General features: G+C 55.5%; 22 protein-coding genes and 2 pseudogenes. 11 read left to right on the forward strand and 13 right to left on the reverse strand.

What is annotated here, in order from left to right; genetic code table 11:
* Positions 1–249: 249 nt before the first annotated feature.
* Positions 250–723, reverse strand: a complete 474-nt coding sequence (locus tag AC1Q8Q_RS23450; protein ID WP_492615547.1) for an XRE family transcriptional regulator — start codon at positions 721–723, stop codon at positions 250–252.
* 343 nt (positions 724–1066) lie between these two features.
* Here AC1Q8Q_RS23450 and AC1Q8Q_RS23455 point away from each other — a divergent pair, with 343 nt between their 5' ends.
* The 5 genes from AC1Q8Q_RS23455 (at position 1067) to AC1Q8Q_RS23475 (ending at position 2989) form a co-directional block, all read left to right on the forward strand.
* A complete protein-coding gene (locus AC1Q8Q_RS23455) occupies positions 1067–1471 on the forward strand; it encodes a DUF6957 family protein (RefSeq protein ID WP_492615548.1) in 405 nt (134 codons plus the stop codon).
* 41 nt (positions 1472–1512) lie between these two features.
* A complete protein-coding gene (locus AC1Q8Q_RS23460) occupies positions 1513–1935 on the forward strand; it encodes a hypothetical protein (protein ID WP_492615549.1) in 423 nt (140 codons plus the stop codon).
* A gap of 41 nt (positions 1936–1976) precedes the next feature.
* Positions 1977–2357 carry a hypothetical protein gene (locus tag AC1Q8Q_RS23465; protein ID WP_492615550.1) on the forward strand — a complete coding sequence of 127 codons (381 nt, stop codon included), beginning with the start codon at positions 1977–1979 and terminating at the stop codon, positions 2355–2357.
* A gap of 38 nt (positions 2358–2395) precedes the next feature.
* Positions 2396–2611, forward strand: coding sequence for a hypothetical protein (locus AC1Q8Q_RS23470; RefSeq protein WP_151142260.1), 216 nt, complete (start codon positions 2396–2398; stop codon positions 2609–2611).
* 189 nt (positions 2612–2800) lie between these two features.
* Entirely contained in the window at positions 2801–2989 is a 189-nt protein-coding gene (locus AC1Q8Q_RS23475; protein WP_492615551.1) for an AbrB/MazE/SpoVT family DNA-binding domain-containing protein, read from the forward strand.
* Between the two features lie 115 nt (positions 2990–3104).
* Here the strand turns inward: AC1Q8Q_RS23475 and AC1Q8Q_RS23480 are convergent, their stop codons facing one another.
* Both AC1Q8Q_RS23480 and AC1Q8Q_RS23485 read right to left on the reverse strand, forming a co-directional pair.
* Entirely contained in the window at positions 3105–3266 is a 162-nt protein-coding gene (locus tag AC1Q8Q_RS23480; RefSeq protein WP_492615552.1) for a type II toxin-antitoxin system CcdA family antitoxin, read from the reverse strand.
* Between the two features lie 425 nt (positions 3267–3691).
* Positions 3692–4699 carry a hypothetical protein gene (locus AC1Q8Q_RS23485; protein WP_492615553.1) on the reverse strand — a complete coding sequence of 336 codons (1008 nt, stop codon included), beginning with the start codon at positions 4697–4699 and terminating at the stop codon, positions 3692–3694.
* A gap of 537 nt (positions 4700–5236) precedes the next feature.
* On the opposite strand from AC1Q8Q_RS23485, the gene AC1Q8Q_RS23490 reads away from it, so the two are divergent.
* The 4 genes from AC1Q8Q_RS23490 (at position 5237) to tnpC (ending at position 16707) form a co-directional block, all read left to right on the forward strand.
* Complete coding sequence (locus AC1Q8Q_RS23490; RefSeq protein ID WP_151142240.1) at positions 5237–6241, forward strand: hypothetical protein; 1005 nt, start codon at positions 5237–5239, stop codon at positions 6239–6241.
* A 166-nt stretch (positions 6242–6407) separates the two neighbouring features.
* The gene (proA, locus tag AC1Q8Q_RS23495; RefSeq protein WP_492615554.1) at positions 6408–13046 is read left to right on the forward strand and encodes an anti-phage protein ProA; all 6639 of its coding nucleotides are present in this window, start codon (positions 6408–6410) and stop codon (positions 13044–13046) included.
* 281 nt (positions 13047–13327) lie between these two features.
* Positions 13328–16345: a Tn3 family transposase gene (locus AC1Q8Q_RS23500; protein ID WP_026140367.1), complete on the forward strand. Its 3018-nt coding sequence runs from the start codon at positions 13328–13330 to the stop codon at positions 16343–16345.
* On the forward strand, positions 16345–16707 hold the full coding sequence (tnpC, locus tag AC1Q8Q_RS23505; RefSeq protein ID WP_017849612.1) for a Tn3 family transposase post-transcriptional regulator TnpC: 363 nt from the start codon (positions 16345–16347) through the stop codon (positions 16705–16707). The genes AC1Q8Q_RS23500 and tnpC overlap by 1 nt, the downstream gene beginning before the upstream one ends.
* A gap of 293 nt (positions 16708–17000) precedes the next feature.
* Here the strand turns inward: tnpC and AC1Q8Q_RS23510 are convergent, their stop codons facing one another.
* Genes AC1Q8Q_RS23510 through merT form a run of 8 tightly spaced genes read right to left on the reverse strand, consistent with a single transcriptional unit; the run spans position 17001 to position 21204 of the window.
* Complete coding sequence (locus tag AC1Q8Q_RS23510; protein ID WP_425274543.1) at positions 17001–17378, reverse strand: DUF3330 domain-containing protein; 378 nt, start codon at positions 17376–17378, stop codon at positions 17001–17003.
* The gene (merE, locus tag AC1Q8Q_RS23515) at positions 17375–17611 is read right to left on the reverse strand and encodes a broad-spectrum mercury transporter MerE (RefSeq protein ID WP_017849613.1); all 237 of its coding nucleotides are present in this window, start codon (positions 17609–17611) and stop codon (positions 17375–17377) included. Before merE ends, AC1Q8Q_RS23510 begins: the two co-directional genes overlap by 4 nt.
* Complete coding sequence (gene merD / locus AC1Q8Q_RS23520) at positions 17604–17966, reverse strand: mercuric resistance transcriptional repressor MerD (RefSeq protein WP_017849614.1); 363 nt, start codon at positions 17964–17966, stop codon at positions 17604–17606. Before merD ends, merE begins: the two co-directional genes overlap by 8 nt.
* Entirely contained in the window at positions 17963–18382 is a 420-nt protein-coding gene (locus tag AC1Q8Q_RS23525) for a hypothetical protein (protein WP_017849615.1), read from the reverse strand. The genes merD and AC1Q8Q_RS23525 overlap by 4 nt, the downstream gene beginning before the upstream one ends.
* A gap of 20 nt (positions 18383–18402) precedes the next feature.
* Complete coding sequence (gene merA / locus AC1Q8Q_RS23530; protein ID WP_031633059.1) at positions 18403–20082, reverse strand: mercury(II) reductase; 1680 nt, start codon at positions 20080–20082, stop codon at positions 18403–18405.
* Positions 20083–20114: 32 nt separating this feature from the next.
* On the reverse strand, positions 20115–20549 hold the full coding sequence (gene merC / locus AC1Q8Q_RS23535) for an organomercurial transporter MerC (protein ID WP_003131881.1): 435 nt from the start codon (positions 20547–20549) through the stop codon (positions 20115–20117).
* Positions 20550–20561: 12 nt separating this feature from the next.
* Positions 20562–20840: a mercury resistance system periplasmic binding protein MerP gene (gene merP / locus AC1Q8Q_RS23540; protein ID WP_003131880.1), complete on the reverse strand. Its 279-nt coding sequence runs from the start codon at positions 20838–20840 to the stop codon at positions 20562–20564.
* A gap of 13 nt (positions 20841–20853) precedes the next feature.
* On the reverse strand, positions 20854–21204 hold the full coding sequence (merT, locus tag AC1Q8Q_RS23545; protein ID WP_017849617.1) for a mercuric ion transporter MerT: 351 nt from the start codon (positions 21202–21204) through the stop codon (positions 20854–20856).
* 71 nt (positions 21205–21275) lie between these two features.
* Here merT and merR point away from each other — a divergent pair, with 71 nt between their 5' ends.
* Entirely contained in the window at positions 21276–21716 is a 441-nt protein-coding gene (gene merR, locus AC1Q8Q_RS23550; RefSeq protein WP_003131870.1) for a mercury resistance transcriptional regulator MerR, read from the forward strand.
* A gap of 162 nt (positions 21717–21878) precedes the next feature.
* Here merR and AC1Q8Q_RS23555 read toward each other — a convergent pair whose 3' ends face one another.
* Entirely contained in the window at positions 21879–22094 is a 216-nt protein-coding gene (locus AC1Q8Q_RS23555; RefSeq protein WP_017849619.1) for a co-regulatory protein PtrA N-terminal domain-containing protein, read from the reverse strand.
* Between the two features lie 195 nt (positions 22095–22289).
* Positions 22290–22406, reverse strand: a pseudogene (locus tag AC1Q8Q_RS23560) (type II toxin-antitoxin system RelE/ParE family toxin); the annotation flags it as partial.
* Positions 22407–22668: 262 nt separating this feature from the next.
* On the opposite strand from AC1Q8Q_RS23560, the pseudogene AC1Q8Q_RS23565 reads away from it, so the two are divergent.
* Positions 22669–22926 (forward strand): annotated as a pseudogene (locus tag AC1Q8Q_RS23565) (MerR family DNA-binding protein); the annotation flags it as partial.
* Positions 22927–22953: the final 27 nt, after the last annotated feature.

Consider the following 22953-nt stretch of genomic DNA (forward strand, 5'->3'; position numbering starts at 1 on the left):
GATTGATCCACATTAATTATTTCAACCATGGACGATATAGCCCGCAGACGAAGTTTCAGCGTTGCGACATCAAAATCGTCAGATCCTCGCATTTAGTGGGCAAGGACGTTTGGTGCTGACGGCTGCCAATTTTCGAAAGTTACCTGTTGGCGCGACGGGGTGTAAAGCGAGTGCTAGGCAGGTCAGTCATATCTTTGCCCCAAGGTGGCCAAAACGCCTTTGTTTCAATGAAATATGAGTAACGCTCCACTACGACTTCTTCCAATACTCCCTCACCGACGTCAAAGCCAACCCCAACTGCGCCGCTGCCTGCTGCTGAGTCGCACCTTCCGCTTTAAGTGCCAGTACCGCTCTCTCATTATCTACGTTCAGTGGCTTGCCACGTCCTCGCTTAATGAGATTACCGTCAGCGTCGAACTGATCGCTGAGCACCTTCATACCACCCTCAGCTTCAAAGGCAGCCACGTCGGTCAATGCACGGCCGATTACAGTGAGTGGTTGCTCACCTTGGCGGTGGGCTATGCAGAGGGTAAGCATAGCGATCGGATCTAGGCCAAGTGATCGCGCCAACTCGTCAAATTGCTCGACGGTGATGCTGGTCTGCGCGTTCTCGAGGGCACTGACTTTACGTCGGTGGGTCGCATCCGAGACGTCAGCGTACTTGGCGCGCCGGACGAGACGGAGCGCCCTAAGCACACCTGCAAATGCGGTTCTCAGTTCCATGACTTTCTCAAAAGTCAGGATATAGCCATAACTGAGCTTTACGAATAAACGTCAATATAGTGTATTATCCGTATCGCCGATTGCTTCCAGAGTCGGTAACACAGCGGAGAGAGCGAGTGGCAGGACACAGTCGACCTAGCTCTGCCGGGGCGTTCAAACCTAGATGCTCATGGAAGACACGCCAACTCAAGAGGTTCTCAGAAACCCGAGAGCAGTGGAATCGAACGAGTGAGGATCGTGATCAACCAATCACGTTCGTTCTAGATCGGTGCCGGCCTATGGCTGCACAACCGTGAAGGGGCGCGTAGCGAACACAGAAAACGGATTAACGGAGATTTTGCTGTTGAGTACAGATCAAAACGAAGGTGCTGAAGAGCTACTGGACGGCCCTGGAGAACCCCGCCAAGGATTCATGGACTCAGATGAAAATCTGATGGAGTTGGTGCAGGCCCTATATCCGGGTAAACCATATTGCTTGGTAGACGATTGGACTATTTTTCGAGCCGACGTCACCGAGGACGAACTGCAAAAAATTCACGCGGCCGGACAGCTACCGCTGGTTTTGTTTGCTCGCAATGTACGGTTCGATAGCCAGCGTCGTTTTGATGTTGGCGACTGGATGCGGAGCACATTTGCGATTTCCTTTGAAGAGGAGCTTTTCTTCGAGACTAGGAACTCCGTCTATGTGCTGATGGGCCCCGGCCACGAAAAATCAGCAAGCCTCAATACAATTTTTTCTTTCGTTTAGATGACTCATTGCCCAGGCGATGATTTCCAACTGAGACAAGAATGTTTAGAACCAAGATCGAAGACATTGAAGGGGTGCCAGGCATGTTCGGGGAAGGTCTCGCGCACTGGCATGGCATTTCGCGAGCGTTGAACATCCACTGGTATCACGTGTGCGTGAAAGAGAGGCTCGATGGTCGGTTTGTAAGCATGACTGAGCTTTTGAATGACGAGACAAGATTGCTCGAGGTTCTTGAGTCGCAGAGCGAGGACTATGTCATTACTGAAATTCAAGGCTTCATCCCCCCCTGGATGACCGGTAGTAAGAGTTGGCGGTTGGAAATACTCAATGGCGTCTCCATCGGCTATGACCGGAATGGCGCTGTGGTCTGTCTGCTTGAGGTTGAGGGCGGCAAGATCTACGCCGACACTCATGATCGCTCGTTCGATCCAGAGTTGTTAACCAACGTCAGGAAGATTTACTGAGCAGGAATTCAGCTTCAGGTGAAACCCAGTCGGAGAAAGAAATGAGCGTCATACACGAAGTCGAGCTTCACTCTAAGCGCCTCACGGATTTCCAGATACGCCGAATCGTTCGTGCAAGTGAATACGTCTATGACGCGCCCATTACTGCGTGCTTGAGTGATGTTTTCGTATCAAATGGCGTGGCTGTTGGTGTGGTTTTTGGCCATACCGAGGTGGATCGTCTTGGGCGTTTCGCTGATGGGCATTTGATGCGCACATCCAGCATTCGCTATGCAAAAAAGGAGGGGAGGTTCTGGGTGTTGACCACCATGAATTCGCGATATTTGGTCGCCTCCTTCATGAAAGGGGAAGGGCGGCCAAGCTTCAGAACTTTCATGCAAACCGCTATGAATGGGTCTCCTATGTCAGCAACTGTTCAGTGAGCTCAGGAGTCAATGCAGCATGGGAGTCTGGAGTCGATATGTCTCATGTAGATGACGATACCGTGTATTGCAATGTGCAAATGTCCCTGACTAGCGGCAAGGAGCTGCTTCAGCTAGTAACTGCGCTGCGCGACTCGGGATCTCACCCGAACCTCGATGCTGTTTTCGCTCGTATGCAATTTGAGCTGACGATGACAATCGACATTGTTGAAAACCCACCGACATGGGGCGAGAGCGAACCCACCAGGCACTGATAGGCCTCGACTCGTTCGCTGCCAGTAGATGGACTGGAGAAGCTAGGCGCTTACGCGAAAGGGCGATTCAATCGTTGCGGCGCATCCTGATCCCGTGCCGCGGGCTCACATTTTTCCAGGACATCTGGCAAATCAGCTTGAGGATTCACGTGCTCTCAGATCCCCGGCAAAACTAAAGTGAGCTACATCATGACTGAAGCCAAAAGCTGGACAGCGTTATGCCAAGATCCTGGAGATGATAGTGGCGACCTTATCGTCGACTTACCTCCCGATTTAATCGCTAGTTTAAGCCTGGAAGTCGGTGACGAGCTGACGATGGAAGTGATCCTCGGCGCGATAGTGTTGACGCGGAAGTCAAAGGACTCAGATCCAGGCTGATGCAATCATGCACGGTTAGATTTACTGCTAGGTAGTGGTCGGCGCACTGGGGCCCGCACGAATGTCGCAGGTGATAAGAAAGCCAGTACTTCATGACGGATTGATCAGCTATGCATCAGAAGCTCCGTACGGTGTCGCTGAAAACGCCGTGGGTTTCCACGTGTTCGTTATAGGCATTAACGGCCTCGCTGTTCTCTGCCAGCCATTGCTCGCACTGTTGCTTTTTTAGGGCATCGGCCAGAGCCTGCTCCGATAGAATTTTCTCTTGAGTGTGCATGGTGTTGTCTTCCGTTCGGTCGCGATCATAAGAGTAACCCTTAAGCAAACACCCCATTTTGCTAGTCCCTCACTGGTGTGCTCATCCAAAATCGTAGCGCTGACTTCACCCTCAAACAAGACAAAGGCATTCTGAAAAACATCTAGCCGCTTACGCGGAGAAGCGACTTGCAGTAATGTCGATGGCACAGCGGAGAGTGGTCAGGGTTCATCCATCATGGCTCCTGACCTACCTGCAGATTTTGCTCCCGTGAATCCTTCGGTCGCAATTTTTCTCGCCCAAGGTTGACCGCAAGCACGTTTCGACGCTAACTGTATGTATATACAGTTTATGTTAAGGCATCCTTCATGAGCGTCACTATCCTGGGCCCCTTGGTAGAAGGAGGAGCAATGGGTAATGTTGTTGTGGTTGTGCCTTTCCCTTGATCATTTACAGGTCGTAGGAGAGGCTTTACACAGCACTACTCTTTGCTGCTGAAGGATCAAGTCTGCTTCATTTCTTGCTTCTGCCACTTTGTCGGCGGTCGTCTCACCGCTGGCGGCCTTCGCAATATTGGAGAGGGAGTTCGCCAGCTGACTGGCACCGTTGGTGTCGACGTATTCGATACTGCTGAGGGCGCCTGATTCAGCGAAGGACGCGCTCAAGGTAAGCTTCCCGAACAGCGCAGGGGGCGGAATTGATATTTCGTAAGGCGTTCCTAGCTGCGCAACCTGTACAGCGCCTGACCATAGGTGATGGTTTTTCGAGTCGTCCACGTCCAAGTAAAGTAAGCCAGGTTGCATTGCTTGGAGCACCGGTTCGTTGTCTGATTTTTTCACGTAGGAAATAGGTGCTTTCGGTTTGGCTAACCTGTTTTTCTTGACGATGATGCTTGGAAGCGCATCCCCTAGGGCTTTGGCGTAAACCTCGCTCTGAGGATCAGGCGATAGGGTTTGGGAGGGAAGGGTTAAATTTAGTAGCGCGGAGTAGGAAAGGGTTAACGTCTCATCCTTCCCACGGTTTCTGATCAAATCACAGGGGCTCAATGATACTTCTGCCAGTTTTATTGTGCCTCCGGTACCTAAGGCGACGATGTTCATGGCCGATTTAATGACTTCTTCGCCTCGTCCGGTTGTCGACGAGTTCCAGCTTTTTAGTCTTCCGTCCTCGTAACGTTCCAATTTCGCATTTGCGTCTGAGAAAGGCCCGCTGAGCTGACTTAGGTCTATTTCCACATGCCCGCTACCGTCTCCTGGAATCGAATTTGATGTCGAAGGGGTAATTGTGGTCGCGACATACAACTCGTCGTCGCTACTACATGCCATGGTACTTACGGCTGTTATCTTGACCGAGGTTTCAGTTAAATAATATCCAAGCTGTGCATCTGGCAAATGAGCGCATGAGCCAAGCAACAGGATTGAGGAGGGGAATAGTAGTGTCTTAATCAGCGTCATAACGTGGGCCATCCCTATGGAACCAACGGTCATGCGCGGCGGCATGCTGTCTGAGATTAGCTGCTGTATGGCAGTTCGCCACTTGCCTTATCCGAAGTTGACCAATGCCCAACAAGCCGTTCGCGCAGCAATAGGCAGTGCTTAAGATCCTCTTCGAGTCCGATACTCCACTAGAGATTTGAAGAGCCGACAAGCGCATAGGACAGACCTCTTGACGCTCGCTGCCGTTACGTTAGGGAAGTGAAGCGATTCCATGCAAAAAATCCGCATTGATATTGATGTGGCATCGCTGGGTTTGCCAATGGCAGCGGTCAGGTCGAGGTTTACCGAAATGGCCGTCGGTTGGCCCAATACAAGCGAGCCCGGAATGTGGCGAAAAAGTTGGTCTCATGATTCGTCGTATAGCCCAATCAAGCTCACGCAGTCCTCATCGGGTTCATCTCCTTTCCAAATCGGGCCTTGGTGCTAAGATGCCATCATCCTCCAAGGCTGCCTGTGGTTCGAATCCGCTCAGCCAACACTTCAAAGGAATGAGATATGGGCTGGAAAGGGACGTTGCGCTCGATGCAGGCAGCTTCGCGCAAAGCTGATCGTAATGCCCAGCGCAGGCAGCGTGAGCTTCAGGCTCGCCAGAAAGAATACGCCAAGATGGAAGCGCTGGAGCAGGCTGCTTATGAAGTCGAAGTCTACGAAAATCAGATCGATGTTCTGCTTTCGGTGCACAAAGAATGCGGAGAGGAAATTGACTGGCAGTCGTTCGTAGATAGGGCTGAGCCAGTAAAACCTTCTTTCGCAGGTACCCGTGAAGCGCATGCGAAATCTCGCGAGCAAACCTACGCACCTGGTTTTTTCGCTCGACTGTTCAAGCTCGAAACGCGTCAGCGTAAGAACTTAGCCATCGCCATCGAGGCGGGTCGGCTTCACGATGGCAAAGATCATGAAGCCGCTGTCGCGAAGTGGCGAGTCGAGCATGACTCTTGGCGGCAGGAATTCACGATCGCGCAGGGCGTTCTGAATGGTGAAGGGAAGGCGAAGCTTGAAGCGATCAAGCTAGTTGAGCCTTTTACGGACATTTCTCATCTCGGCACCTCGATCAAGTTCGCTATTGGCGATACGGGGCTTGTAGAAGCGAACCTTAGCGTCCACGGCACTCGGGTTATTCCTGCAGAGGTGAAATCTTTGCTTCAGAGCGGGAAGCTTTCAACGAAGAAGATGCCGGCAGGGAAATACAACGAGCTTTTGCAGGACTATGTGTGTAGCTGTGTTCTGAGAGTAGGGCGCGAGCTTTTGTCGATGCTCCCTGATGACCTTGTGATCGTGACGGCGGTCGACGACGTCCTCAATTCGGCGACCGGACATATCGAAGAGCTACCGATCCTGAGTGTTGCGGTGTCCCGGCGCACATTGGAGTCATTGAAAATGGACTCGATAGATCCGTCCGACTCCATGAAAAATTTTGTGCACAACACGTCCTTCAAAAAGACATCCGGCTTTCAACCTGTCAAAGCGCTGGATGCTCGACAGTTCGTCACGAGCGCCTAACAGATAGACGGTATTGGTGAACCGCTTTTGCACAGGCAAATACAGCGGACTCGCCTTTGGATCCCGTTATAAGATAGCGCCATTTCTGGCGTCTACTTGCCGCGTTGAGCCCACTTACCTCGCTCCGCGTTCATGTACGCCACCATTAGCAGGATAGGGGAAGCACATGGACGAGGCCGCAGTAATCACGGTTGAGCCTGAAGTAGAGCCAGTCAAAGTTGTAAGCATTCACAGTACCGTCGTCGTAAAGCTAAATCTTGCGGATTATCAGAACGCTGTCCCTGTTATTCGGGAGCTGCGAGTCAGCAATGAAACAGCGATCAAGTACAACGATTTAGTACTGACGCTGACCGCCTATCCCGAAGTCTTCAAGCCCAAGATCTGGCGCATTGATGCACTAACTCCAAACGCGTTCATGCCTATCCCTGGTCATGACCTTGCGTTGGATGGTGCCTTGTTAGGACGGCTGACCGAAGCGGAAAACGCCACGCTTACCTATACGTTGACCGCGGCAGACGCGTCTGCTGAGTCTGGTCGGGCGGAAATTGCGCGCTTGGAATTGGCACTGGAGCTGTTGCCACGTAATCACTGGGGTGGGCTCTCTCATCTTCCTGATATGACCGCGGCATTTGTTCAGCCGAATGACCTTGCTGTTGAGCGTTTGCTGAAGCAGACCGCAGAAGTGTTGCGTCAGAGCGATAAAAACCCTGCGCTTGATGGGTATGCCGGCGGTGCGAAGCGAGCTTGGGAACTGACATCCGCCATTTGGGCCGCTGTTGCACGAATGAAGCTGGATTACGCGCTTCCTCCGGCCAGCTTTGAGCAAACCGGGCAAAAAGTACGTAGTCCTAGTCATGTCACGGAACATGGTTTAGCGACGTGCTTCGATCTCGCTTTGTTCTTCTGTGCGGCGATCGAGCAGGCTGGCCTCAACCCAGTTCTGGTGTTCACAAAGGGGCACGCATTTGCCGGCGTGTGGCTCAAACCTGAAGAATTTTCTACGACCGTGATCGATGACATCACTGCCGTACGCAAGCGTTTAAAGCTCAAAGAGCTGATGTTGTTCGAGACGACGTTCGCGACTCAGCATCCTGTACCGCCTTTTACGTATGCAACCGATCGTGGTGAGCAGTTGCTTGCCGAAGGGCAGGATGAAAACTTCGAACTACTGTTGGATTTGCGCAGAGCGCGTCTGCAGCGAATTAAGCCATTGGCCAGTGCTGACGCGCAGGTTTCCAAGGTGCCGACGGACGATGATCTTGCCGGTGGGTCAGCGCTATTAGTCGGTGTTGCACCAGCACTGCCTGATGAGGCGGTTACGGTCGAGCTGGATGAGCGCCTGCTTGATCCAAAAGATCGCCTGGGACGGTGGCAACGCAAGCTACTGGACTTGTCGCTTCGCAATAACTTGCTCAATTTCAAGGCCGGGAAAAAGTCTCTGAAGCTTGAGTCGCCCGATCCAGCAGCGCTGGAAGATATTCTGGCGAGCGGTAAAAAACTGAAATTGCTGACACGTCCCGACCTGATGGATGGGGCTGATCCACGTGACCAGGCACTGTACGAATTACGTGAACGAGAAGATGTTCGCCGTGTCCATGCCCTCGATGCCTTGAAACGGAGTGAGGTATTCGTCGGGCTTTCCAGCACTGAAATGGAAGCTCGGCTAATCGAGCTCTATCGTGGCGCACGAACAGCCTTGCAAGAAGGGGGTTCCAACACCCTTTACCTTGCTCTGGGTTTCCTCAGCTGGGAGCGAGCGGATAAAGGCGGGCAGAAGTACCGGGCACCACTTGTCCTGATCCCTGTGACGCTTGAACGCAAAAGCGCGCGTTCCGGTTTTTCCATGGTGCTGCATGACGATGAACCTCGGTTCAACCCGACGCTCATCGAGATGCTTCGCCAAGACTTCGAACTGAATTTAGGGTCGCTTGAAACTGAGCTTCCTCGCGACGATTCGGGCCTGGATATTGATGCGATCTGGAAAGCGGTGGGGCGCGCGGTCAAGGACATAGCAGGCTGGGAAGTCGTGGAAGACGTTGTCCTTTCCATGTTCTCGTTCGCGAAATACTTGATGTGGAAAGACCTCGCCGAAAATGCCGAAGCGCTTCGCGAAAGTCCGGCCGTGCGGCACCTGTTGGATACTCCGCGAGACGCGTTCCCTTCCGATATTACGTTTCCCGAAGATCGACGCCTGGATATCGATTTTAACCCCCGGGAAGTGTTCTGCCCGTTGCCATCTGACTCCTCGCAGCTATCTGCTGTGATGGCAGCCTCGAAAGGAAAGGACTTCGTTCTGATTGGCCCGCCCGGAACCGGTAAAAGCCAGACCATTGCCAACCTTATTGCGCAATCGGTGGCTCAGGGCCGACGTGTACTTTTCGTCTCTGAAAAAATCGCGGCTCTAGATGTCGTTTACCGGCGATTGCGCGAGGTTGGATTGGGCGAGTTTTGCCTGGAAGTTCATTCGAGTAAGGCACGCAAAACTGACGTCTTGGCTCAATTGCAGTCTGCCTGGGATGCGAAGGGGGTCGTGGACTCCGCCACGTGGCATGCTGAAGCTGATCGTCTTCAGGCTTTACGCGAGGGCTTGAACACATATGTCGAGCGACTGCACCAGCGTTACACGAATAACTACAGCATTTACCACGCGATAGGTGTTGTGTGTGGAGGCGTTTCCATTGCACCTATGAACATGTCGTGGTCATCGCCTCATGCTCATACCCGAGAAGATATGACTGCACTGCGGGAGCTGTCTGATCGACTAGAGGTGAATGCCCAAGCCATCGGATACGGAGCACTTTCGACCCATCCATTGGGTTTGGTTGGTCAAGGAGAGTGGTCACCGTCCTGGCAGCAACAGCTAATTCAAGCCGCGCGAGACGTACTTCCAGCCGCGCAAGCTGCTATTCGAGCCGCGGAAAAATTCAGCACCGCCGCGAGTTTGCCTACCGCCACTTTAGTGCCTTCCGTTTGCAATGGCCTTTCGCTTCTTTCCTCAACGCTGCCGCTTGCGGCGGGTCATGATTGGCGATTTGTGCTGCGTCCAGATGGCCGCATGATTGCGCAACGACTGTCTGAGGCTAGTGAGCTGGTAGAGAAGCATCGCTTGCTCAGCCAGCAACTTTCACCAGTGTGGCCAATCTCGACAGTCAATGCTGTCGAAAAAGCCCTCGGCCTTTTGGGAAGGCGCCGTGCGTTGCTTTCGCAACTTAACCCAGCCTGGCCAGTGCAAACGTTTGAGACATTGAGCCAAGCCATAGAAATGCTCGACAGTCTTGCGGAGCTCAAACAAGAGCTCTCCGTGACGTACACAGATATCGTCGAAACACTTGATATACGCGAGTTACTCGGAGATTGGCAGCACGCTGAGCAGTCGTTCTGGCCCAAGTCACTGATGGGGACGCGCAAAGTCACAAAGACCCTCTCAACAGCCGTCTCCGGTGATGCTGAACCCGATGTAGCGAAAGACCTGCTCGTGTGGATTCAAATCCGAGACCTGCGCGAGAAACTTGATGCAATGGAGTTGGGGGAGCATTGCAAGCAATTTTGGGACGGTTCACTATCGGTTGCACAGCATCTTAAGGCTGTCATTCAATTGCGCCAGGCAACTCTCTGCGTGACTGTGGACGAGCCTTGGACGGATATTGGTTTTGATGTAGTCGCTGAAGGTCATTGTGGCGAGCAGCTGAAATCAGACCTCGCTCATATGCGCTCTATTGTCCTGCTTGACCAGGAGCTTGAGCCCTATCATCAATTGGGCGATTTCACAGAGAGATTATGGGCAGGGCTTAACACCGACTCGGAACTGCTGTTCGCTGCCATCGCGTTTCAAACCTCGCGTCGTCAAGTGGTAGAGCAGGGTGGGCTCGAGGGTGATCATGACCAAGTGGCAGCGGGTCAATGCGGCAAAACCATGCAGGCGGATCTTGCGTTACTCAAGCAACGACTTCTAGTTGAAAAAGCACTGTCGGAATTTGATGATCTGGGTGCGGTTAGCTCGGGGCTGTGGACGGGCCTTAAAACCAAAGCAGACAAGGTCTCAGACGCAGTCGCGTTCCAAGGCAAATTAGCATCCGCTCTCGCTCAGCTCGGTACGACACCTGAACTTGTATCTGCTTACCGCAATGCAATACAGGTACTGCTCGGCGACGCCAATGCACTGCTTGAACCCGAGGGCATGGTTTGCCAATCAGGTGCTGAATTGCGTCAGTGCTTTGAGTTACTCCGCCAGCGTGTGGATGTTCTCGCAACAGCGGGACGCTTTACAGAATCATGGCAAGCCGACATCCAGCAATTTACACTGGAAGCGCTATTGCAGCATTGCGAGTCAATGGTTCGATCTGAGCCCGGTGTTCGTGCCTGGTGTGCATGGCGCAAGGTGCGTGAAGAGGCGGTTGGTGCGGGGCTCTCGAGCTTGGTTCAGGCTATGGAGGGTAGCCTTGTTAAGGCCGGCGAAGTCCGCCTTTCGTTCGAAACCAACTACGCACGGTGGTGGCTGAACGCGGTCGTCGATAACGAACCAGTCATTCGCGGTTTTGTCAGCGTTGAGCATGAACAACGGATTCGGGATTTTAGAGACCTGGACGATCGTTTCACTGCATTGACGCGGGATTGGCTGCGGGCGCGCCTCTGTGCAGATCTACCTAATCCGGAGACTGTCACTCGCTCTTCTGAGTGGGGTGTACTCAGATACGAAATGGGTAAGAAGACACGTCATTTGCCGCTTCGCGAACTGATGTCGAAGATTCCAGATGCGTTGACGAAATTGACGCCGTGCATGCTGATGAGCCCACTGTCGATCGCCCAGTACCTCACTCCTGGGGCGAGCGCATTTGACCTCGTTATTTTCGACGAAGCCTCGCAAATTCCAGTGTGGGATGCAGTTGGGGCTATGGCGCGTGGTCGGCAAGTTGTGATGGTCGGTGACCCTAAACAGTTACCTCCAACTTCATTCTTTGATCGAGCGGAGTCGACGGCGGATGATGAAGACGTTGAAGCTGATCTTGAAAGCATTCTGGATGAATGTATCAGTGCAAACCTTCCGATTCGTCACCTCAACTGGCACTACCGTAGTCGCCATGAAAGCTTGATTGCTTTCTCGAACCAACGTTATTACGAGTCCAAGCTCGTGACGTTCCCATCCCCTGTGACGAATGACCGTGCCGTTAAGCTGCATGAGATCGCGGGTGTTTATTCCAAAGGTGGCTCAAGAACCAATCTGATCGAAGCGCGCGCAGTCGTCTCCGATGTGGTTTCGCGTCTGCGTTCACCTGGCTTCCGGGAGAGCAAGCTGACCATAGGGGTGGTGACATTCAACGGTGAACAGCAAAAGCTCATTGAGGATTTGTTGGACGAAGCCCGTCGTAACGAACCTTCCCTGGAAGCTTATTTTGCGGACACTGAGCTTGAGCCTCTGTTTGTGAAAAACCTTGAGAGCGTTCAGGGCGATGAGCGGGACATCATCTACTTCTCGACTACTTACGGCCGCGATGCAGCGGGCGCCTTGGCGATGAATTTCGGCCCTATTAACCGCCCTGGCGGCGAGCGTCGATTAAACGTCGCTATCACGAGGGCCCGGCACGAGCTATGCGTCTTCGCAAGCTTGCGACCTGAACAAATAGATCTCTCGCGAACACAATCAATTGGTGTGCGTGACCTGAAACACTTCCTTGAGTTTGCACAGCGAGGGCCTCAAGCACTGGTTGAAGCGGTCACCGGCAGTGTGGGCGGCTTCGATAGTCCCTTCGAGGAAGCGGTCGCAAAAGCACTCAGCAGCCGCGGGTGGCAGGTACACACTCAAGTTGGTGTGTCAGCATTCAGAATTGACTTGGGCGTCGTCGACCCTGATGCGCCAGGTCGTTACCTGGCAGGTGTGGAGTGTGACGGGGCAACCTACCATCGAAGCGCTACGGCGCGAGATAGAGACAAGTTGCGCGAGCACGTATTGCGTGGGCTTGGCTGGGAGATTCTGCGCATCTGGTCTACCGACTGGTGGATCAATGCCGTTGGCACCGCTGATCTTATCCATGAACGTCTGACCGCGTTGCTCGTGTCGAGTCGTATACAACGCGCCGAGCATGAAGCCCGGGAAGAGGCCGCCCGCTTGCTGGTTGATAACGCAGTAGTCGAGGTCGCTGAGGTGATCGAGGAGGTGACAGGGTCAGTCACTGAACTGCAGACAATCGAAAGTGCCAATGACGAACCAGATGCTCCTCAGAACCAGCAATACGCAGCAGTCGCCATGGCACCTCAGCCGGCGAGTCGCTCACAATCGCATTACGTTCCGGCGGAGGTTGTTTTCTATCAAGAGTCCGATCCTGCTTCCAGTATCCAAGGGGTAGATCCAGATGCGTTTTTTGAGGCGAGTTACTCTGGCGTTTTAAGCTCACTCATTGAACATGTGATTAGCCAAGAAGGGCCTATTCTCGATGTGATTCTTGCTCGACGGATTGCCAGAGCTCACGGCTGGGTTCGTACAGGTTCCAAGATTAGAGAGAGAGTCACGGCGATGGCAAAGAGTACGCATCGGATGACGACAGATGATGTTGGTGAGTTCTACTGGCCGAGCCATATTACTGATGCCTCTACCGTTGTCTGTCGGCGTCCAGCAGACGAGGCGAGCATCCGACCCGTCGATGAGATCTGTGGCGATGAACTGGCATCACTCGCTGAGGAACTTCGTGCGAAAGGGAAAGCAGGGGAGGCATTACTGCATGCGATGGCTAGAGAACTGGGGCTGCAGAAACTGACTGCATCCAGTAGATTGAGGCTAGAAAAAACTAGCTTGATAGATCGAAAGGACTAACGTTGTATCGCTACGCGACTGTCGAGTCTTAGTTCACCAACTGATTCTGGTTTGATTGAAAGGGCCCTTCTAGGGCCTTTTTTTTGAATATTCTGGCATCCAATAGGTCAGGTAATTGTTTGACTGTAGAGGGGGTTATGCCGAGATAAGGCAAAAATTAGGACATTCGTTCTGCAAGATATTGAACTAAAAGGAAATTTATTGAGTTCTTGATTGCTGGTCATCCCCCGCCTGACTAGCCGTCTATGCTGATGTTTTGCCTTACTTGGGGGATGAACTCAATGGCTTCGGTGGAAAGGACAGCCTACCCGCTCTTGCCCAGTCAGTTGCCAGCTAAGGAGCTGCATCGATGCTATTCCCTGTCTGATTCAGAGATCGAATGGGTCAATAACACCGCTAAGAGTCCAGCGCTATCGATTGGGCTGGCAATCCAACTAAAGGTGTTTCAGCAGCTACACTATTTTGTTCCGTTCGAGGAGCTTCCTCAGGAGCTCATCAGTCATGTCCGACAATGCCTTCGCTACGGCGCACGAATAGCTCCGCGCTACAGCAACCCCCGCACCCTTTACCGACACCAAGCGGCGGTTCGGCAGTACCTGCAGGTTACACCCTTCTATAGCAGCGACGGGCTAGCGATCACTGAGGAAATCGCACGTGACTGCGCTGTAGTGCTTGAGCAGCGAGTCGATCTCATTAATGCCATGCTTGATGAGCTGATTCAGCGTGGCTATGAGCTTCCGGCTTATTCGACGCTCAACAACATCGCAGAAACCGCTTTGGCGAGTGCTCAGGAAGTTACCTTCAACCTGATCGTGCTCCGAGCGCCAATCGAGGTGATCTACAAGCTAAAGGAGCTGCTCGACACGGATTTCGGGCGTCGGCAGAGTGACTTCAACGCACTCAAGCAGGCACCCAAGAAGCCTTCCCGCAAGCACCTGGAGGTGTTGATCGACCACCTGGCGTGGTTAGAGAGCTTCGGAGATCTGGATGCCATTCTTGAGGGGGTCGTCGATGCTAAGATCCGCCACTTCGCCACCCAAGCCGCCGCGTCGGACGTCGCCGAGCTGAAGGACTGCTCGCTGCCGAAACGCTACACACTGATGCTGGCCTTGATCTATCGGATGCGGGTGCGAACTCGGGATCACCTGGCCGAGATGTTCATCCGACGGATTTCGACGATCCACAAACGCGCCAAGGAGGAGTTGGAGCAAATCCAGGCGCGGCAACGCCAGAAGCTGGAGCAACTGGCGGCCACCCTGGATGGCGTGGTGCAGATTCTTGTTCAGGAACCGGATGACCAGGAGGCTGGCAGTCTGATCCGGGAATTCCTCTCTCCCGATGGCAACCTGGATCGGTTGCGCGAGACTTGCGCCGAAGTCCAGGCTACGGGCGGTAACAACTACCTGCCGCTGATCTGGAAGCACTTCAAGTCCCATCGCTCGCTGTTGTTCCGTCTGAGCCACCTTCTTCAACTGGAACCCACGACTCAGGATCGCTCACTTATCCAGGCGCTTCAGCTCATCCAGGACAGCGAAAATCTACACCGCGAGTGGATCGACGAGCATGTCGACTTGTCGTTTGCGTCGGAGCGCTGGGTTAAGGTCGTGCGTCGTCCTGCCAGTGAAGGGCCACCTACCAACCGGCGCTATCTGGAAGTCTGCGTGTTCTCTTACCTGGCCAGTGAGCTGCGCTCGGGTGATATGTGCGTGCTGGGGTCGGAATCTTTCGCCGACTACCGTAAGCAGTTGCTGCCCTGGGAAGAATGTTTCCATCGTCTACCGGCCTACTGCGAAAAGGTGGGGCTGCCTGGCACGGCGAAGGAGTTTGTCGCCTCCCTCAAGATTCAGCTGGAGGAAACCGCGCAGCATCTGGATGAAAAATTCCCTTCTTGCCGAGGTGACGTATCGATCAATGAAGCCGGCGAACCGGTGCTACGCCGAGTGATAGCGCGGGACATCCCGCCTTCGGCCATCTCGCTACAGACGGCGCTTATGCAGCGCATGCCGGCCAGGCACGTGCTCGACATCATGGCCAACATTGAGCATTGGATTCAGTTCACTCGGCATTTCGGGCCGATGTCCGGCAACGAGCCAAAGCTCAAAGAACCGGCCGAGCGCTACCTGATGACGATCTTCGCCATGGGCTGCAACCTTGGCCCCAACCAGGCCGCACGGCATCTGGCCGGTAATGTCACGCCGCACATGCTGTCCTATACGAATCGCCGCCATCTCTCGCTTGAGAAGTTAGACAAGGCTAACCGCGAGCTGGTGGAACTCTATCTGCAACTTGACCTGCCCAAGCTCTGGGGCGATGGCAAGGCGGTGGCCGCGGACGGTACGCAGTTCGACTTCTATGACGACAATCTGCTGGCCGGCTACCACTTCCGCTATCGCAAGATGGGGGCCGTGGCGTACCGACACGTGGCCAATAACTACATCGCGGTGTTCCAGCACTTCATCCCGCCTGGTATCTGGGAGGCAATCTATGTGATTGAGGGGTTGCTCAAGGTCGACCTCAGCGTCGAACCCGATACGGTGTACTCTGACACCCAGGGCCAGTCGGCCACGGTGTTCGCCTTCACTCATCTGCTGGGCATCAATCTGATGCCGCGTATCCGCAACTGGCGCGACCTGGTGATGTGCCGGCCAGATCGCGGCGTTTCGTATAAACACATCAACCGTCTGTTCACCGACACCGCCGACTGGCACCTGATCGAAACCCACTGGCAGGATCTGATGCAGGTCGCGTTGTCAATCCAGGCCGGCAAGATTTCCTCACCTATGCTGCTGCGCAAACTTGGCTCCTACAGTCGGCGCAACAAGCTCTATCATGCCGCGCAAGCGCTGGGCAGTGTGATCCGGACGATCTTCCTACTCAACTGGATCGGCAGCCGCGAGTTGCGCCAGGAAGTCACCGCCAACACCAATAAGATCGAGTCCTACAACGGCTTCTCTAAGTGGCTGTCCTTTGGCGGTGACGTGATCGCCGAAAACGATCCGGACGAGCAACAGAAACGCCTGCGCTACAACGACATGGTGGCCTCGTCGGTGATCCTGCAGAACACCGTGGACATGATGCGCATCCTGCAGAAGCTCGCCCGTGATGGCTGGCAGTTCACTGACGACGACGTATCGTTTCTCAGCCCCTACCTAACCAGCAATGTCAAACGTTTTGGGGAGTTCAACCTGAAACTCAAACGCCCACCGGAACCCTGGATCAAGGATTCCATTTTCCAGCAGGCTGCGGGATCAATGCGTGCGAAACAGATGTCTGACAGCAACGTTGAGGTGACGAACTGATGCATATCCCGCCAGCTTCGTTCCGCGTGACACCTTATGGGGACGTCGATACCAAGGTACTCGACTCTCTGCGTGCAAGCTACGACACCGCTCAGTTGCTCAACTTGGTCGACCGGCTGGATGCCTGCCTTGCTGAAATCGGAGGGGTCGGCAGCATTCGAGAAGACTTCCTACGCCTGCATGGCATGGCCATGACGGTACTGGAAGGTTTCCCCCTCACTGTGGCTACCAGTGATGTCGACAGTATTTGGGCGCAGGCGATGGCCCTTCAAGAGGATATTTCTGCTTTATGTTCATGCTTGCAGGCGGGTTCTAAACACGTTGCTCCTTTGGCAGCGCTTGCTCCTGACTATCAGGACTAGACTATTCGTGCAAATGGGCTGCCGGCAGACTGAATACAATGGAGGTGCAGAGTAAAACTGATGCTGCAGGACTGACGAGTAACTCTATAGCATCGCTGTACTGTGGGGTGAATTTGACTCTGGGTAGCCGGTTTTGACGCCCTGTAGGCACGCTGCCATCCTCCCGGGCATCGGCCTAGATAAAACTACTGACGAAGCCTTCGGGCTTACATTAGCCACGAGCGGACTTGCATTAAATCTCAATGGACTCACGCTTTCTAAAAAAAACCAGAGCCACTTTCCAGAGGCAAAGATTAGTCGTCGTGACGGGTACTGACCTCTGGTGTGCAGGGGTGATCAGGCTCGGATGCCGCTCTCTTATCCGCGCGCGATATGAAGCGCTGATAGCATTCAAGGCCACAGAAGTGCACGACGTACTCGGTACCTTCCGGCGTCAGTGCGGCGTCAAGGGAAATTTCCTTGCAACATTCGCAGCAACTGATAGTGGGGGTGTCGTTTGCGTTCATGATGGGGTTTCTCCATCGTCCAAGAAAACCTAGTAACTCTTCCACACCTGCGATCGAACCTGCGCGCAGATCGACCTGCGGCTGGCAGTGCAGCAACAATTCCCAACGCTCCCAAGCCTGCCGCAACTCGGCAGCGGAGACCGCGCCGTGCTCCGAGCGGGTCACGCCCGCTTCCGAAAGGCCCGTAGAGCCGCTCTCAGGAAGAGGACGAAGAGAACCGTCAGCACGAGCGTCGCGAGGCTCCAATGCTCGCTGACGAAGGCCCCGGCCGCAGTCCCCGAGAGCAGTAATGCCAGCACCGGCAGATGGCAGGGGCAAGTGAGCGCGGCGAGCACACCCCACGTGTAGGCGTGCCAGCGGGGCATCTTGATTGATTCGGATTGGTTGGTATTACGCATGGGTGTGACCTTCGATGGCACGATGAGTCAGCCCGGCCAACTCCGTTTTCACTGCGTCTAAAGCTGCCAGCCGGGTCGCGATTTGCCCAAGCAAGCGGTCGATACACCCGATCACATCGGTACTATCGTCTGCATCGAGCGCTCGACAGAGCCGCGCCAATTCGTCGAGCCCGATACCGGACTCAAAGGCGGCACGTACGAAGCACAGCCGCGCCAGGGACCGCTCATCGAAAATGCCGTAACCGCTTTCCGTGCGCCGCGCGGGGTGCAGCAAGCCGCGCAGCATATAATCTCGGACTATATGGACACTGACGCCCGCGTCCTCGGCCAATCTGGATATGGAGTAGGCATTCATCGCCGACACTCCCGACCTTCACCGCAAACTGGGGCGCTCAGATATTTCCTTCCGGCTAGGCGCTCAGGTAGCCAGATGAGCAACGGTGCAGCTCCCAGAGCCAGTAGCAGCCACAACCTGGAGAGATGCTCGCCGTTTTGGTCAAACACATAAGCCAATAGCGCACCAACTGCGAGCAACAGGAAGTGAGGCCCCGTTATGTAGCAGTGAAGGCGGCGACAACGCGTGGCGTTGACCAGGCAGGCGCCGCCCATCACGGCCAGCGCGGCGCCTGCTGCCAGGAACAACGCGGGGCGTCGATTAGACAGAACAATCGCTATCGTCGCCACGACGGCAGGCAGGCCCCAGAAGCTGACCAACTGCCATGTCTTGCGTAGGCTGTCGCACCTACCGAGATCGTCTGCCGTGTTGCTCATGTTTCAACCTCCCTCTCTCATTACCCTGCGCAGCAGGACAATTGTTTGACGTCTTTGTTAAAGGTCTGTGCGGCGAGTTTCAGTCCCTCGACCATCGTCAGGTAGGGGAACAACTGGTCAGCCAATTCCTGCACGGTCATACGGTTGCGGATGGCGAGTACCGCCGTCTGGATCAGTTCTCCTGCTTCCGGGGCCACAGCCTGCACTCCCAGCAGTCGGCCGGAGCCCGCTTCGGCAACCAACTTGATGAAACCCCGCGTGTCGAAGTTGGCCAACGCGCGCGGCACGTTGTCCAGGGTCAAGGTGCGGCTGTCGGTTTCGATCCCGGCGTGCTGCGCTTCGGCTTCGCTGTAGCCGACGGTGGCCACTTGCGGATCGGTGAACACCACGGCCGGCATGACGTCGAGATTGAGCTTGGCCTCGCCGCCGGTCATGTTGATTGCCGCGCGGGTGCCAGCCGCTGCCGCGACGTAGACGAACTGCGGTTGGTCGGTGCAGTCGCCGGCCGCATAGATATCCGCTGCGCTGGTGCGCATGCGCTCGTCGATCTGGATGCCGCCGCGCTCGTCCAGCTGCACGTCGGCCGCTTCCAGGTTCAGGCCCTGGGTATTGGGCGTGCGGCCGGTGGCGACGAGCAGTTGGTCGGCACGTAACTCACCATGGTTGGTGGCCAGTACGAACTCGCCGTTGGCGTGGGACACCTGGCTGGCTTGCGTTTGCTCCAGCACTTCGATGCCCTCCATACGGAAGGCCTCCGTCACCGCCGCGCCGATGGCCGGGTCTTCGTGGAAGAACATCGCACTGCGTGCCAGGATCGTGACCTCGCTACCCAGCCGGGCGAAGGCCTGCGCCAGTTCCACTGCCACTACGGAGGCGCCGATCACGGCGAGCCGCTTAGGGATTGTATCGCTCGCCAGTGCCTGGTCTGAGGTCCAGTACGGCGTGTCTTTCAGTCCTGGAATCGGTGGAACGGCCGCGCTTGCGCCGGTGGCGACCAGGCAGCGGTCGAAGGCTACGATGTGCTCGCCACCCTCGGCCAGTTTCACGCTGAGCGTGTGGCCGTCCTGGAAACGGGCGGTGCCGCGCAGCACGCTGATCGCCGGCGTGCTCTCCAGGATGCTTTCGTACTTGGCGTGGCGCAGTTCGGCGACACGGTCTTGTTGCTGCGCGAGCAGACGTTCGCGTAGGACGGTCGGCGTCATGGCGGAAAGCCCGGCGTCGAACGGGCTCTCGCGGCGCAGATGGGCCACATGCGCGGCACGAATCATGATCTTGGAGGGCACGCAGCCCACGTTGACGCAGGTGCCGCCGATGATGCCGCGCTCGATCAGGGTGACGCGGGCACCGCCTTCCACCGCCTTGAGCGCGGCCGCCATGGCGGCGCCACCACTGCCGATGACCGCGACGTGGAGCTTGTCGCCCTCTTTCCCGGCGTCAGTGCTGCTCAACCAACCCCGTGCCTTATCGAGCAGGCCAGGACGGGCTTGTACCATGGCGTCTTCGAACGCCGCTCGATACCCCAGGGCCTCGACAGCGGCCTGCATCTGCTCACGGCTTGCGCCCTCGTCGACCTTCAGTTCGGCCTTCCCGCTGGCGTAGGAAACATCCGCCCGATGCACGCCCGGAATCTTCTCCAAGGCCTCTTTCACATGCACGACACAGGAGGCGCAGGTCATACCAATGATTTTCAGTTCGGTCATTTCGTTACTCATTAGATCGTCTCTTGTCAGGTTCACTGGTTTGGCGGCGTCGGACAGGCATCCGGCCCACAACGGCGATGAGCGGGCGACACGAGATCCCATATCGACACCCCAAACATGAGGGCCAGGCCGATATAGAGCAGCCAACCGCTCCGCCAGCCATAAGCCCGCATAAAAAATACCGCTGCCAGTACCAGGGTAGGACCGATCAGGCCGAGCGCAGTCCGTCGCCACTGCCGATGATTGAGCCAGCCGAGGGCATTGACGAGCAGAGCCAGTCCAGCAAACAGAGGCAGCAGCGTGGTGATGAACAGGCCTTCCCACTGGCTCAAAAAGCCCAGACCGAACGCGGCCCCCAGACTAGCAAGGGCGGGAAAGCACATGGCGCAGCCTATGGCAGAAATCAGCACGCCGACGGAGCCGGCTTTGTCACCGATCCGCGTGAACAGATTGAGAGGATTTGCCATCGGAAGTCCCTCCTATTGCTTGACGCTGGACGGATAGCCAGCGTCCTCGGTCGCCTTAGTCAGCGCCAGGGCATTGGTCTTGGTATCGTCGAAGGTGACGATGGCCTCGCGGTTCTCGAAACTCACCTCAGCCTTGGTCACGCCATCGACCTTGGTCAACGCCGTCTTCACCGTAATCGGGCAGGCGGCGCAGGTCATGCCCGGCACCGCCAGGGTGACGGTCTGCGTGGCCGCCCAGACGGGTGTGGCGACCAGGCTGGCGAGGGCTAAGGATGCGAGCAGTTTTCTCATGGTGAACTCCTGATCAGTAGAACAAGGGAAGGATGTAGGGGAAGCCGAGCGCGACCAGCACCAAGGCCGCCACCAGCCAGTACAGCAGCTTGTAGGAGGTACGTACCTGAGGGATGGCGCAGACCTCGCCCGGTGCGCAGGCTTGAGCGGGGCGGAAAATGCGCCGGTAGGCGAAGAACAGCGCCACCAGTGCCGCGCCGATGAAGAGCGGGCGGTACGGTTCCAGCACGGTCAGGTTACCGATCCAGGCCCCGCTGAATCCCAGTGCGATCAGAATCAGCGGCCCGAGACAGCAAGCCGAGGCGAGAATCGCCGCAAGCCCCCCGGCGACAAGAGGGGCGCGCCCGTTTGATGGTTCAGACATGCATTTCTCCTTTCGAGCATTTGATCGATGGTTTAAGGTTAGTCCCGTAGTCATGTACGGAATCAAGCGGTATGAAAAACAATTTGGAAAGCCTGACCATTGGCGCTTTCGCCAAGGCGGCCGGGGTCAACGTGGAAACCATCCGGTTCTATCAACGCAAGGCGCTGTTACCCGAACCGGACAAGCCCTACGGCAGCATTCGCCGTTACGGTGAGGCGGATGTCGCCCGGGTGAAATTCGTTAAATCCGCGCAACGGCTGGGCTTTAGCCTCGATGAAGTGGCCGGGCTGTTGAGGCTGGATGACGGTGCTCACTGCGATGAAGCGCGTGTGCTCGCCGAGCAGAAGCTTGGGGATGTGCGTGGCAAGCTCGCGGATCTGCGACGGATCGAGTCAGTTTTGGAGCAACTGGTTCACGACTGTTGTGCGAGCCACGGGACTGTTTCCTGTCCGCTGATCGTTTCGCTGCATGGGGACAACTCGGGCGTTAACCGAGGATTTCCCGTTGCGTAAGGCGCCCCTGTTGGTCGGCTTGCGCTTAGAAAAAAGCGGCGCTCAATGAGCGCCGCTGAATGGCCAAAGGAGCACTTGCAAAGGGCACAGTTTGGTATTGCTATTTGCCCTCGCGCCTCAGCAGAGTGGGCTCACGTTGCATCTGGTCGAGTAGCACAGGCTCTACTTTGCAGGCGGACAGGCGGGCTGCGCTTCGCTACGGCCTGCCGCCGTGGGGCCCAGTTGCTTAATCTCCTTGACGGTTTCCGCCACCAGGGTCGCTTCAGCCCTCTCGCGTGCAGCAATTCGCTCAATCGCTCGGTCGCTCCCGCCCTCGGCCCATACGGTGGATGACAGCAGAGTCGCACCCACTACCAGCAGCAGTCTTAGGTGTTTCATAACGGCGATCTCCTCTCGGGTTTTCGATCCACGATTCAACTCTACCTCCGTAGTTAAGTACGGAATCAAGGAGAGAGGAGATGAAGGTCCTGGATTATGGCGCTGAGAGGAAATGGCAGGGCTCCGCCATGAAGACGGCGATTGCTTCAGGGCCGTCTAGGGCTGCTGCTGGGTCGTAGTCGTAAATTTTTTCGCTCATTCTGACCTCCACTCGCTGGCGAGTTTTTTAGCCGCTTCAATATCACGGCTTTGGCTGCTTTTGTCGCCGCCGCACAACAGCAAAACGAATTCATCACCTCGCTGCTGGAAATAGGGGTTGGGGGAGCAACGGAACAGAAAGTGCACTTAAGCTCAGTCGCTGCCCCGCAAACCCTTGCAACGTCTGGATAGTTTCGAAAAACGACCGTTTTATGAAACCGTTTCCGCTATCGCGAGGAAAGGTCACCAACACCCGAAAATCAGTGCAATAAACCTTTCTCACGAATCAAAGTTCGTTAATTCGCAGTCGCTGACGAGTAAAACGAACTCTAATTCGGCTTACGTTGGTTTTCAGTTCCATTGCTCCCCAACCCCCGATGTCGCCCGGGTGAAATTCGTAAAGTCCGCGCAACGGCTGGGCTTTAGCCTCGAAGAAGTGGCCGGGCTGTTGAGGCTCGATGACGGCGCTCACTGTGATGAAGCGCGCGTGCTCGCCGAGCAGAAGCTTGGGGATGTGCGTGGCAAGCTCGCGGATCTGCGACGGATCGAGTCTGTTTTGGTGCAACTGGTTCACGACTGTTGTGCGAGCCACGGGACCGTTTCCTGTCCGCTAATCGTTTCGCTGCATGGGTAAAACGCTCTGCGTTGGCCAGTGGTTGTG

It is taken from the genome of Pseudomonas sp. GW823-FHT06B06 (genome assembly GCF_058795195.1).

What these genes read in the sequence shown, in the direction of transcription:
- merD (WP_017849614.1), bottom strand. Translation starts at nt 17,966, where the DNA reads ATGAATGCCTACTCCATATCCAGATTGGCCGAGGACGCGGGCGTCAGT.
- AC1Q8Q_RS23500 (WP_026140367.1), top strand. Translation starts at nt 13,328, where the DNA reads ATGGCTTCGGTGGAAAGGACAGCCTACCCGCTCTTGCCCAGTCAGTTG.
- AC1Q8Q_RS23555 (WP_017849619.1), bottom strand. Translation starts at nt 22,094, where the DNA reads ATGAAACACCTAAGACTGCTGCTGGTAGTGGGTGCGACTCTGCTGTCA.
- merT (WP_017849617.1), bottom strand. Translation starts at nt 21,204, where the DNA reads ATGTCTGAACCATCAAACGGGCGCGCCCCTCTTGTCGCCGGGGGGCTT.
- merE (WP_017849613.1), bottom strand. Translation starts at nt 17,611, where the DNA reads ATGCGTAATACCAACCAATCCGAATCAATCAAGATGCCCCGCTGGCAC.
- merA (WP_031633059.1), bottom strand. Translation starts at nt 20,082, where the DNA reads ATGACCGAACTGAAAATCATTGGTATGACCTGCGCCTCCTGTGTCGTG.
- AC1Q8Q_RS23470 (WP_151142260.1), top strand. Translation starts at nt 2,396, where the DNA reads ATGTCTCATGTAGATGACGATACCGTGTATTGCAATGTGCAAATGTCC.
- AC1Q8Q_RS23475 (WP_492615551.1), top strand. Translation starts at nt 2,801, where the DNA reads ATGACTGAAGCCAAAAGCTGGACAGCGTTATGCCAAGATCCTGGAGAT.
- AC1Q8Q_RS23450 (WP_492615547.1), bottom strand. Translation starts at nt 723, where the DNA reads ATGGAACTGAGAACCGCATTTGCAGGTGTGCTTAGGGCGCTCCGTCTC.
- proA (WP_492615554.1), top strand. Translation starts at nt 6,408, where the DNA reads ATGGACGAGGCCGCAGTAATCACGGTTGAGCCTGAAGTAGAGCCAGTC.
- merC (WP_003131881.1), bottom strand. Translation starts at nt 20,549, where the DNA reads ATGGCAAATCCTCTCAATCTGTTCACGCGGATCGGTGACAAAGCCGGC.
- merR (WP_003131870.1), top strand. Translation starts at nt 21,276, where the DNA reads ATGAAAAACAATTTGGAAAGCCTGACCATTGGCGCTTTCGCCAAGGCG.
- merP (WP_003131880.1), bottom strand. Translation starts at nt 20,840, where the DNA reads ATGAGAAAACTGCTCGCATCCTTAGCCCTCGCCAGCCTGGTCGCCACA.
- AC1Q8Q_RS23485 (WP_492615553.1), bottom strand. Translation starts at nt 4,699, where the DNA reads ATGACGCTGATTAAGACACTACTATTCCCCTCCTCAATCCTGTTGCTT.
- AC1Q8Q_RS23465 (WP_492615550.1), top strand. Translation starts at nt 1,977, where the DNA reads ATGAGCGTCATACACGAAGTCGAGCTTCACTCTAAGCGCCTCACGGAT.
- AC1Q8Q_RS23480 (WP_492615552.1), bottom strand. Translation starts at nt 3,266, where the DNA reads ATGCACACTCAAGAGAAAATTCTATCGGAGCAGGCTCTGGCCGATGCC.
- tnpC (WP_017849612.1), top strand. Translation starts at nt 16,345, where the DNA reads ATGCATATCCCGCCAGCTTCGTTCCGCGTGACACCTTATGGGGACGTC.
- AC1Q8Q_RS23490 (WP_151142240.1), top strand. Translation starts at nt 5,237, where the DNA reads ATGGGCTGGAAAGGGACGTTGCGCTCGATGCAGGCAGCTTCGCGCAAA.
- AC1Q8Q_RS23525 (WP_017849615.1), bottom strand. Translation starts at nt 18,382, where the DNA reads ATGAGCAACACGGCAGACGATCTCGGTAGGTGCGACAGCCTACGCAAG.
- AC1Q8Q_RS23460 (WP_492615549.1), top strand. Translation starts at nt 1,513, where the DNA reads ATGTTTAGAACCAAGATCGAAGACATTGAAGGGGTGCCAGGCATGTTC.